This is a genomic window from Gluconacetobacter entanii, from assembly GCF_013155425.1.
In the GTDB taxonomy this organism is placed as follows: Bacteria; Pseudomonadota; Alphaproteobacteria; order Acetobacterales; family Acetobacteraceae; genus Novacetimonas; species Novacetimonas entanii.
Map to the genome: position 1 here is coordinate 18,874 of NZ_JABJWD010000058.1, position 11,642 is coordinate 30,515.

9 protein-coding genes are annotated in these 11,642 nt (G+C 57.4%); 2 read left to right on the plus strand and 7 right to left on the minus strand.

Features of this window, described 5'->3' with window-relative positions; genetic code table 11:
- Window positions 1-223: 223 nt before the first annotated feature.
- Window positions 224-1,837, plus strand: coding sequence for a glycosyltransferase family 9 protein (locus tag HNH97_RS10910; protein WP_171790894.1), 1,614 nt, complete (start codon window positions 224-226; stop codon window positions 1,835-1,837).
- Between the two features lie 669 nt (window positions 1,838-2,506).
- Here the strand turns inward: HNH97_RS10910 and HNH97_RS10915 are convergent.
- The 5 genes from HNH97_RS10915 to HNH97_RS10935 all read right to left on the minus strand — a co-directional run bounded on the left by HNH97_RS10915 (window position 2,507) and on the right by HNH97_RS10935 (window position 8,912).
- The gene (locus HNH97_RS10915) at window positions 2,507-3,136 is read right to left on the minus strand and encodes a sterol desaturase family protein (protein WP_171790895.1); all 630 of its coding nucleotides are present in this window, start codon (window positions 3,134-3,136) and stop codon (window positions 2,507-2,509) included.
- A 454-nt stretch (window positions 3,137-3,590) separates the two neighbouring features.
- Window positions 3,591-4,721: a polysaccharide biosynthesis/export family protein gene (locus HNH97_RS10920; protein WP_265176060.1), complete on the minus strand. Its 1,131-nt coding sequence runs from the start codon at window positions 4,719-4,721 to the stop codon at window positions 3,591-3,593.
- Window positions 4,722-4,935: 214 nt separating this feature from the next.
- Window positions 4,936-6,048 carry a lipopolysaccharide biosynthesis protein gene (locus tag HNH97_RS10925; protein ID WP_171790897.1) on the minus strand — a complete coding sequence of 371 codons (1,113 nt, stop codon included), beginning with the start codon at window positions 6,046-6,048 and terminating at the stop codon, window positions 4,936-4,938.
- Window positions 6,049-6,141: 93 nt separating this feature from the next.
- Window positions 6,142-6,954, minus strand: a complete 813-nt coding sequence (locus HNH97_RS10930; RefSeq protein WP_110913350.1) for an ABC transporter permease — start codon at window positions 6,952-6,954, stop codon at window positions 6,142-6,144.
- A 461-nt stretch (window positions 6,955-7,415) separates the two neighbouring features.
- On the minus strand, window positions 7,416-8,912 hold the full coding sequence (locus HNH97_RS10935; protein WP_227744635.1) for an MATE family efflux transporter: 1,497 nt from the start codon (window positions 8,910-8,912) through the stop codon (window positions 7,416-7,418).
- A 599-nt stretch (window positions 8,913-9,511) separates the two neighbouring features.
- On the opposite strand from HNH97_RS10935, the gene HNH97_RS10940 reads away from it, so the two are divergent.
- Window positions 9,512-9,715 (plus strand): hypothetical protein, encoded by a 204-nt coding sequence (locus HNH97_RS10940; protein ID WP_110913349.1) that lies wholly within the window; start codon window positions 9,512-9,514, stop codon window positions 9,713-9,715.
- A 173-nt stretch (window positions 9,716-9,888) separates the two neighbouring features.
- Here the strand turns inward: HNH97_RS10940 and HNH97_RS10945 are convergent, their stop codons facing one another.
- Window positions 9,889-10,827, minus strand: coding sequence for an electron transfer flavoprotein subunit alpha/FixB family protein (locus HNH97_RS10945; protein WP_110913348.1), 939 nt, complete (start codon window positions 10,825-10,827; stop codon window positions 9,889-9,891).
- Between the two features lie 2 nt (window positions 10,828-10,829).
- Complete coding sequence (locus tag HNH97_RS10950) at window positions 10,830-11,579, minus strand: electron transfer flavoprotein subunit beta/FixA family protein (RefSeq protein ID WP_171790898.1); 750 nt, start codon at window positions 11,577-11,579, stop codon at window positions 10,830-10,832.
- Window positions 11,580-11,642 lie beyond the last annotated feature (63 nt).

Consider the following 11,642-nt stretch of genomic DNA (forward strand, 5'->3'; position numbering starts at 1 on the left):
ACGGCCCCGGCAGGCCCATGCCTTCATATTTCCACTTTCATCTTAGAATAGAATGATTTGATGCTATATGTCATCAATCAGCAGGCAAGCGTTTCAGGAAAACAGGGGTTGAGTTCAGGATATGCCATCTTCAGATAATATTTATGAAAAAGTCGAGAAAATTGATAGCATACCCGATGCGCTGCTAAAAAAACTGGGGTCACCTTCGGGCACTCTGCCTGCCTTGCGGCGTTTTTATCTGTATAAAGTTCTCAACCGTACTTCAGCATTTCATTACCTGTTCCCTGTTATTCCCTTCAAGTACCGCATGTACCTGCAGCAGATCGGCTGGTTGAAAAACCCGATCGAGCGCCCCGTCCTGTCGGGTGTCGTGGCGGTCAGGGTGCTGATCTACTCCACCAGGACGCTGACCTCGGCGACGCTGACGCTCGATGATGATCCGACGGTACTGGCACAGAGTGCGCCCGTTTTCGTGTCGAGTTACAAAGGGGTTGATGTCTGGTCGGCGAATATCTGGCTTGATTCCAGCAAGTTGCCTGCCGGTGCGCACAAACTGCACATACATGCTTATTCAGGTACGACCCGTGTGGCCCATATGCGCCGTTTTGTCGGGAAGATGCCGCAGGAAATGCTGCTTGAAAAAGTGGGAGAAGACGCGGCGCAGTCGGATGCCTTCGTGCCCAGTCCGGCGGAACCCTACCTTGATCGTGACCTGCCGGAAATCATCACGAGCCGTCCCGTAGCCGTGCATCATCCCCGCAACAGCATGTTTTCGCGCCCGATCAGGTCGATCCTGATCCTGCGTATCGATCAGTTGGGCGATGTTTCCGCCTCCATGCCGGCCATGGTCCGTATTCGCCAGCTTTTCCCGGATGCGACGATTACCGTGCTGACGCAGAAGTTTGTCCAGCCGATCCTGCAGGCCAGTGGGATCGCGGATGAATTCATGACGATTTCCCTTGGATATTCGCATGAAAGCGAAGAACGGTTCCTGACCGCAGAGGCGGAAGCACAGGTCCGTGCCGCCCTGAACGGACGCAGTTTCGACCTTGCCATCGACCTGTCGCCTGGTGATGAAAGCCAGCCGTTGATGCAACTGTGCGATGCCCATTATCGCGTGGGTTTCAAGCCGGAGCATTTCCGGTTCATCGATTTCGGGATCGAGGTCATTTCGCGTGACAAGATCAATTCGAAGGCCATCGTCAATCATGCGGCCCATATCACGATGCTGGTGCAGGCGCTTGAAACGGCAATGCGCCAGATACAACCCGTTGTGCCACGTGTGGCCAATGCCGATGAAACGCCGGTGTTTCAGAAATATGGCCTGAAGCCGGGTCAGTACGCAGTGATCCATTCGGGCGCGCGACACCCGATCAACCAGTGGCCGATGGAAAACTTCATGGCACTGGCGCGCGACGTAACGGACAAACACGGCATGCCGGTTGTCTTCTTTAGCGATAATCCCCTGTCAGAGCAGGAAAAGCGGCGATGTGGTGATGCCACCAACGTCATCTTCCTTGAACGGGTTCCGGCCTTCGAATTCGATATCCTCATCAGCCATGCGCGTCTTTTCGTGGGTAATGATACGGGGCCCAAGCACCTTGCGGCCATACGGGGCGTTCCAAATGTGGTCAGCGTCTCCATCCCGCGCCTGAACTGGCAGGAATGGGGCCAGAACCGCGGCGGTGTCATCGTTACCCGGCAGGTTCCCTGTGCCGGATGCGGTATCAACAATCTGGCGCAATGTGGCAAGGAGGCCATCTGTATCCGGAGTATCCCCGCAAACGATGTCATTGCTGTTGTGGACAAGCTCCTCAACCAGCCCTCCCCTGCCTAGCGGCAGGTCAAAAGGATGGTTGATAAACATCATAAAAGTTTGGGGCTGGCATAGTTAAGCCAATAAAGGCTTGATATGTCGCATGAAAGCACGTCGCCAGCAGCAGGCTGGCTCTTGCCGCCCAAAGACGCCTTCTGGCACCAGGCGAAGCGCCATCTGCGGTGATGCAATGGAATATCTCGGCAGGACTTTCATCTTTTCCTGGCCGAACGTGAATGGCGCTTCAATCACCACTCGCTCAGGAAATGGCTGAAAACCCTCGCGCAATGGGCCGACATCCCGGTCGGAGACCTAATTTAATCTCCTTCCCTATGCCAACCCCAAGAACAAAATGTAACGCGTTGCCGGGATAAATACTGTCAGTCATGTTCATCGGACGGCATCAGCGCAGGAGTATGACATGCATGGGCATGTTTTCATGGCGGAAGGCGTAAAAAACCGTTTATTCTGAATGTTTTACCGGATTTCATTCGCGGTAAGGGCCCACGGATCCATATCCGGAGGCACGAAGGCCCTGCCTGTCAGGAAAGGGGCCGGACCTTGAAAGACGTTACCAAGATTGCAGGGGACAAGGTTCCGGTCCCGGATAACGCAGATGTTACACGCCTCCGACATCTGGGAAGCGTCGGAGGCCTTTTGTCCTTCGCCAGCAACCGCCGTGAAGGTGGCTCAGGTCTTTTTCTGCTGCAGGACCATCAGAGTGCGAAAGGCACGGTCGATGAACGTGGTCGTGATGCCGTAATTGGTATGATGATTGCGGTAGTGGTGATTGATGTGATGGATTTTCAGCCTGCGCAACACCGGCCCGCGCATCGGGAACTGGTGGCACGAATAATGGATCACATCATAAAACACGTAGCCGCAGAAAAATCCGGCCGCCAGAGTTCCCCCCCGTCCCGCGCCCATGAAGAAGACGCACAGACCCCAGATGATCGCGCCTAATGGCAATGTAACGCTGAGCGGCATCAGATTGCGCAGCGGATGGTTCGGCTGGTCATGATGGTTGCCATGAACCAGGTAAACCAGCGACTGCATCACGGCGTAGCGGGCCTGCAGGTGGAACAGGAAACGATGCAGGACATATTCCGTCGGGAACCAGATGGCGGCCCCGATGGAAACACAGATCACAAAGGACAGCACAGAAACCGCATGCCATGCCCCATAGGCCAGGGCGACAAGCAGGGTCGGCAGCCACACGCTCAGAAAAATAGGAAAGGACAGCAAGGTCAAGCGTTCAAGTACGGAATTCTTGAAAAGCCGTATCGGTTCCTCCTTCTTCTGCTTATTGTTATTCTGCATGCTGGCTACCTTTGAAAAACCGATTTTAGAACATAACGCAGAGAATGCCCTGTGGTGCGTACCGATCTATTCTGAACGAGAGTGAACGGCTGTCCTTGACCTCCCAACGGTCCATAAGGTCAGATAACGACGCCATGCGTATCCGATACCCTGAGATACGAAGCGCAGGGAGTGGAATCAAGTTCTTTCACCGATGAAATCCGCACGGCCATCTCTTCCCGATCCTTCACAATCGTCTTTCACGTGGCCTGAACCCCTGCCACAGGGCAAAAGCCATATCCATACATGATATGCTTATATGACAAATATGGCATAATATGTACTTAATTCATGACATACCGTAAGTAGTTTCAGCAGGGAATAAAATCATAAAAACGGGACACCTTTCCTACATATGTCCCATACTCACCTTTTTCCCTGCATGAATATGTATTTTACATATGGAAATAAATCTTTACTGCATTGAGCGGCCAGCGGACATGCCAGGCGCAATCAGCGTGTTGATCAGGTTAAATACTTTGGAGACCTTGTTGCTCTTTGCGTTCGCGATGAAGATGGTATCCTTGTTTTTCATGACGAAATGTTCCGCAAGGAAAAAACTGGCCGGATTCATCATATCAAGCTGATAGACGATGGGCGTCGTCTTGCTGTCGGGACTGACCGGCAGGCCCAGACGCTCCGCGATATCTGAACTTTCATACCGGAAAACAAAGATCGCATTCGGGTCCGCGCGGGAATCCGCAGGACCGCCGACGCGCGCCAGGGCTTCGGCAAGGTTGACGCTGGATTTGCTGAAGGCTGTCTCCGTCGGCTTGCCCGCGGCGCCAAAGACCGTGAACGTTCGGGGTTCGTAAATCAGTTGCAGCCGGTCGCCTGCCTCCATCATGATGTTCTGTGCGGGATCGTCCTCGATCAGCTTCAGCGGTCCTTCGGCGATCTGACCATGGCGTGTCAACTGGACCATCGTATCTTCGGACGGGTGCAGGCCCCCACCGGACAGGGCGATGACATCCACCAGACGTTCTTCATGTAACGACAGGGGCAGTCGCCCGGACCTGCGGATATCGCCAAAAATGATGATGGAATTCGCAAGATTCTTGGATATCCGCACCATGACCTGCGGGGCCTGCGACTGCGTCTTCATGCCGGCGCGGATCTTGTCGGCAATCTCATCCGAGGTCAGGTTCTCGACACGGATATGCCCGATATAGGGCATATCGATCGTGCCGTCGCCGTTGACGACAATGGCCGAAAAATTGCTCCTCTTGGCAACTTCGGAGGCATTGGCGGAACTGGGGCGCGAGACGTACAGGCTGTCGCCCATTTCATACACATCGATTTCCAGCGTATCGCCCGGACCGGCGCGATCGCTGTTGTAATGCGACATGGCGGGCGACTGCTCGATGTTCGAGAATAGCGGCGGGCTTTCGCTATTGAGCAGCGTGATCAGGTCGGGGCTGACCTGTACGATCCCATACCCGATGGTGTTCTTCTTTGGATTGGACTGGGCGCTTTTGACGCCTGATTCCGTGGGGCCGCTATCCGGCAGGGTGTCGCACCCCGCCAGCAGCACGGCTGAGAGCACACTGACCGCAAGTGCTTTTTTCCATTCCAGGGAAGCTTTTTGCAAGAAGGCGAAGGATTGTATGAACATCGCGCTGGAAATTTTCTTTCACTCGAAAGCGGAGCCCGGAACAGCTCCGGCCGGATCCATGTTACCTACGCCCTTGGGGAGACTTTCAGGCAGCATCCTCATCTTCAGTCCGGACAGGCCCTGATGCAGCCTGCCTCTGCATAATCTAGATCGCATGTTCGCGCATACCCGTAATCAGCAGCCGCCCGATCATGAAGGTCAGGCTTGAACCGACAAACACGGCAAGCACCATCAGGATAGTATGGGGATATGTCGGCATGCCAGGCAAATTGGGCTCCACCACCCGCACGACATAGACCTGCTGCTGAAGGGCGGACGCGCGGGCCTCCTCCAGTTCCGATGCCGTTGACATATAAGTGGTCTGGGCAAATTCGCGTTCCAGCATAAGCTGGTCATAATCCGCGATATTGAGCGAGACGCCCTTGTTCTTGCGGGCCAGATCCTGCTGTGCCTCGATCTGGGCATTCAGGGCGTTGATGCGCTGCTTGAGGGTCTGGACCTGCGGGCTGGACAGGCTGATCGTGCGGAGCATCTGCGTCAACTGTGTGTCGGCCTGGGCAAGTTCGGTCTGCAACTGCCCGATCAGGCTGATGCCCACGACACTGGACTTGGTGGGGTCCAGGTCGCCCGACTTCTGACGGAACTCCGTCATGCGCTGCTGGACTTCCTTCACCCTCTGTTCGGCAATCTCCACCTCATGATCGGCGATCTTGATCGTATTCTCCGACACATGGCGATTGAATTCGTTGATCCGCTCCTCACCCAGCTTCAGCAGTTCCTCGGCAATCCGCTGCGCTTCCTCCGGACGGAACGCACGGACGTCAAGTGTCGTCACGCCGGTATCTTCATGGAAGACGACGTCCACATGGCGCAGGTAATACCACAGCAGGCGTTCCGGGGTCGGGTGTGCATAGAAGATCCGCGACACGAAATCCGTGTCCGGATGCCGGAACATGGAGACCAGATCCAGACGCTTCTGCAGGGAGTTCACCGCGTCGTGGGACTTCATATAGGTATTGACCGCGAACCCTTCCGCCAGGGCGCCGCTGGTCATGGCCATGCCCATGGCACCGCCACCCCCCATCATGCCGCCGCCTGCCGATGCGCTACGCACGGAAGGACGGCTGTTCTTGACCACGAAGGCGGCTTCGGACTCGTACTGTCCACTTGCAAGCAAGAGATAGTACAGCAGTGCGAGGACGGTTGGCAGGACCACGACAATAAGGACAGGTGCATGTCGTCGCAAAAATGCCGTCATACCAGATACCGCATCCGGCGAATCAGCGTTGATCATACTACCTCTTGTCTAGGATATGGCAGGGCATGGTGCATACGGGTCTCATCAGGCCATCTAGCCCAGATGTATGTCCTTGCGAACGTTTCTGATGCTGATCAGGCCCAGATAGGTCAGGGCCAAGCACCACCCGATTACATAGGCCGGATAGGTGTAATCGCTTTCGTAGAAGTCGAATTGTCCTTCACGGATAATTTCGAATATTTCCGTCGTTGGAAACCACGAAAGATACCACCTGAACGGGTCCGGCATGGTCTGCTGGATCGTGAATGCCCCCGAAAGCGGCATGCTCAGATACATGAGCGGATGCGACAGCCGTTCCACAGTGCTCGATTTTTCGCTGTAGGCGGCAAGGAGCATGGACAGGCCGAACGAAAGCCATGTCAGCAGCACCAGTCCCCAGATCATCAGCAGCGGACGTTCCGGCAGGAAGCCGAAGGAGAATGACTGCATCAGCAGGGACAGGAAAATCACGGCAAGCACGGTCGCCGCTGCTTCCAGCAGGGCACGCGACAGCAGGATGTCGAAAATCGTGACGATGCGATGGTAAAGCAGGGAACGGTTGGACTCGATGGCGCCACCTGAACGGTTGACCACTGAACGGAACAGGCAGAAAAAGGTATATCCTGACACCAGAAAGGATCCCGTCGGCATGCCGATATGCATGAAGGGACCCTGGGCCGCATGAAGCGCCGAGACCCCGAGCGTCAGCATCGAGGGTTCCAGCATGATCCACAGGAAGCCGATGTTGTCGCGGCCAAAACGGGTGTGCAGTTCGCGGATGATCAAGGCGCCGAGGACATGCCACTGTGTCTCGAAGCCACTTTTCAGGATGGCAAGTTCGTTATATTTTTTCGCAACTTGTGTCATGTCTTAATGGCCTGAGAACCATGGCACATTGTCGCACACAAAAAGACTGGGCACTGCTGCCGATCTCCGCAAAATGATTTCTTCGGTCATGTTGGAACCTGCTCGGAAACTCATGGAGGGGACAGGATCACAGTGCGCCAGCTTCCGCTGGGAATAGCCATGCCCCGCATCCCGGAAAATCAGATTTCAGGCTGATCAGCCACATGCCTTTCCATCCAGAGTTGTCAGTGATGCTCCTGTGGCAACGAATGAAATACACAGCCGCCTCCATTACCTTAGCCGTTGGTGATTGTCGAGACAGAACCGCAGTGATCCGCAGGGCCGCGGTGGCAGTAAGGAGAGTGCACGGATTTTTGCCCCGTTGCATGAATCTGACAACCACTTTTTCCTGACGAAGGGAAACAGGCCGGAAACATTTCCATTCTGGAGCCCCGTGCATGACAGGACGGGCTGCATCGGTTTCATCCGCCGCTGCGAGATAGGGACCGGTCCCGTGCATCCTCTTCGCCTTGCTCATATTCCTGCGCCTCGTTATCCAGGTCGTCGAGTTCGATCATGGCGCTTTCCGCGCTCTGGGCGGGGGGCAGGGAGGGGATGGAATCCGGATGGATCGCCGCGGGTTCGACCTTGAGGTTGCGCACCACACCGAACGCCACCATCACCGCACACACCCCGAACAGGACACTTCCCAGCACCTGCCCGACCTGCACACCCATGGGGCCGAAATGCATGCCGACCCAGACAAAGGGAATGGTGCCCAGCGTCGCCCGTCCCCAGTTGAACAGCGTGGAGTAGAGCGGATGGCCAAGGTTGTTGAAGGCGGAATTCGCGACGAACAGGATGCCGATGAAGAAATAGCCGCCAATGGTCCAGTTACAGAACAGGCGGATCAGGCTGGCGGTCGTGCCTGTGGCCGAAAATATGTGAATGACGACATTCTGTCCGAAAAACAGGATCGCCCATGTCAGCGCCACGCATCCCAGCACCAGCTTCAGCGAAGATACCAGCGTTTCATGCACCCGTTCGGGTTTTCCCGCACCGAGGTTCTGCGACATGATCGGCCCGATCGAGCCCGTCAGCGCGAAGACGAAAGCAAAGGCCACGGGGACGATACGGTCGATGGTTGCCTGTCCCGCCACGGCGGACAGGCCGAAACTCGCCATGGCGTGCGTGACGAATATCCCGCCGATTGGGGTGGCAAGGTTCGTCAGGATGGCTGGCATCGCGATCTGTCCCACCCGGTGGGTGTCGGTCCGTATGAACCGCACCACAGGCCAGGCCAGCAGGTCATGCTGCCGCGCGCAATAGGCCCCCAGTGCGGCCACCAGCGCGCGTGACGCCAGCGTGCTGAAGGCCGCGCCCTGCAGTTCAAGGTGCATCCAAAGGATCAGCACGGGATCCAGCAGGGCAGAAATCAGCGCCCCCGCCAAGGTGACATTCATGGACTGCTGCGCCGCCCCCACCGCGCGCAGCAGGCTGGAACACCCCATTCCCGCCGCGATCAATGGCAGCATGGGAGAGGAAATGTACAGGTAAAGTGCCGCCTGATGCTCGGCCTCCCCATGCGCGCCGAGTGCATGCAGGATGGGATGCGCCAGCAGGGCGGTGCCAAAGCCGATCAGGCTGGTCAGGATCAGCATCACCACGAAAAACGAAGATGCGATGCGCTGGGCCATGTCATGATGCCCGGCCCCGATCTGACGGCTGGTGGTCGCGCCTAGCCCGATCGACATGCCGATGGACACCGCGATCTGGATGAACCCGACCGCGGCCGTGAACCCGATGGCGGCGGTCATGGCCGGATTGTGCAGGGTGGAGATGTAGAACAGGTTCAGCAGGTCAACCATGAACACGGCCATCAGGCCGATGGCGCCAGTTCCCGCCATGACGACCACATGACGCATGATGCTGCCCTGACAGAACGCGGCATGTCGTCGTGTGGTCGTGCCCTGTCGCATGCGCGTCATCTAATGCTGGTCCGGCCGCGATGGGCATTCATGCGAGATCGGCCGAAGCCTGTCATGCGGGTCATGGGGCCATCATATAGGATATCCGGGGGATCAGGAACATGCCGCAGGTCCCCCGTGGGTGAATAATCCATCATCTGCGACCGGTGCAGTGATATGTGTCATTTGTGTCTATATTTTGGTGTCGATTGTGCAGTGCAAAACAAAACGAGTAATTGTGCAGTGCAAAAAAAGTAAAAGAGATAATTATTTTGTTTTTTATGTTGACCTGAAAAAATATTGGTGACAATAATGCGTCATGAAGTCAGCGTGACTTCGCCAAATACTGAAACGTCTGGACTGAATACGGTCTGGTATAAAATTCCACATGATGCTCTCATGTGTGATCAACTGACGGGATACATTGCATTGGCGATGTGTCCCGTTTTTTTTGACCCGCTTTTCAGCCGTATAGCGTGTCAGTCGTGCATTGTTTTAGGGGCATATGACCGCGTTTTGTGCATTGCCTGGCTTTTGTGTCGGCGTAATCTGTCCGTATGGGACATTCCATACGGAGATGGCCCGGATGAACGGCATGGAGGAGACGGATCATGTCCAGACTGACAGCAGCAGAACGCAATGCATTGCCGGATTCGGCATTTGCCCTTCCCGGTCGGCGCTATCCCATCCCTGATGAAACGCATGCCCGCGACGCCCTCGCCCGGGCGAGCGAGATGCTGCATCGGGGAGACCTGACACAGGAGGAATATGACACGGTGGTCCGCCGTGCGCGCGCCGTGCTGGGCGAGGACTGAGGGTGGGATAGAGCCGGGCTCTGCCCGGACCCGGCAGGGATCGCGATCCCTGCACCCTGATAAATGCCGCCTTTTCAGGTAAAAGGCGGCACCCAAAAACGTCCGGAAGTCATGGTTTCCAAAGGGCAATGCCCTTTGGCGGGGTTCAGGGGCAGCGCCCCTGAATGACGGGATCAGCCCGCCTTGTCGAGTTCGGCTTCCAGCGCGGGCAGCACCTCGAACAGGTCCCCCACCAGCGCGTAGTCGGCAATCTGGAAGATCGGGGCTTCCGGATCCTTGTTCACGGCCACGATGACCTTGCTGTCCTTCATGCCCGCCAGATGCTGGATCGCACCGGAAATCCCCATGGCGATATACAGTTCCGGCGCCACGATCTTGCCGGTCTGGCCCACCTGGTAATCATTGGGCACGAAGCCTGCATCGACCGCCGCGCGCGATGCGCCGATGGCCGCGCCCAGACGGTCGGCCAGCGGTTCGAGGAGCTTGAAGTTCTCCTCGTTCTGCATGCCGCGCCCACCGGACACCACGACGCGCGCGGATTCCAGTTCCGGACGCTCCGACTGCGACAGTTCGGTGCCGATGAACTTGGATTTGTCCTCGCCCGCCGGGGTGGCCACGCTTTCGACCGGGGCGGAACCACCCTCGGTTGCGACGGGATCGAAGGCGGAGGCACGAACCGTCAGCACCTTCTTCGCATCGGACGACTTCACCGTCGCCAGCGCGCTGCCGGCATAGATCGGGCGCACGAACGTGTCGGCGTCGATGACCTCGACGATATCGGGGATCGGCTGCACATCCAGAAGGGCTGCCGCACGGGGCAGGATATTCTTGCTGTTCGCGCTCGAGGCACCAAGGATGTGGCTGTAGCCATCCGCCAGCGAGGCCAGCAGGGCGGCGACAGGTTCGGCCAGTTCGTCGGCGCTGGTGGCATCGGCGGCGGACAGGACCTTCTTCACGCCCGGCAGCTTCGCCGCGGCCTGTGCGGCCTCGGCAGCGTTGCGGCCCACGACCAGCACATCGACATCGCCCAGCTTCGACGCGGCGGCGACGGCGGAACGCGACGCCTGCCGGATGGCGCCATTTTCGTGGTCGAGAAGTACGAGTACGGTCATGATCAGATCACCTTTGCTTCGTTACGCAGCTTCGCGACCAGTTCTGCTGCGGAATCCACCTTGATGCCCGCCTTGCGCCCGGCGGGCTCGGCCACCGACACGATGCTCAGGCGCGGGGTCATGTCCACGTCCACGTCGGCGGGCGTGATCTTTTCCATCGGCTTCTTGCGCGCCTTCATGATGTTCGGCAGCGAGGCATAGCGCGGTTCGTTCAGACGCAGGTCCGCCGTGACGATGGCCGGCAGCGCCAGTTCGACGGTCTGCAGGCCGCCGTCGATTTCGCGCGTGACGGTTGCCTTGCCGTCATGCAGTTCCACCTTGCTGGCGAACGTGCCCTGCGGCCAGCCCAGCAGCCCCGCGAGCATCTGGCCCGTGGCGTTCATGTCATCGTCGATCGCCTGCTTGCCCAGGATGACCAGGTCGGGCTTTTCCTTTTCCACCAGCGCCTTGAGCACCTTGGCCACCGCGAGCGGTTCGGTCACGGCCTCGGTTTCCACCAGGATGGAGCGGTCAGCACCCATGGCCATGGCGGTGCGCAGCGTGTCCTGCGCCTTCGGCTCGCCAATGGATACCGCCACGATTTCGGTGACGACGCCCTTTTCCTTCAGGCGGACGGCCTCCTCGACGGCGATTTCGTCAAACGGGTTCATCGACATCTTGACGCCGGCGGTTTCAACGCCGGTGCCGTCGGCCTTCACGCGCGGCTTGATGTTGTAGTCGATCACGCGTTTTACGGGGACAAGAACCTTCATCACATATCTTCCTGTCTGTGTCTGGATGGGGGAGCAAAAAGAGGCGACGCCACGACGGGGCCA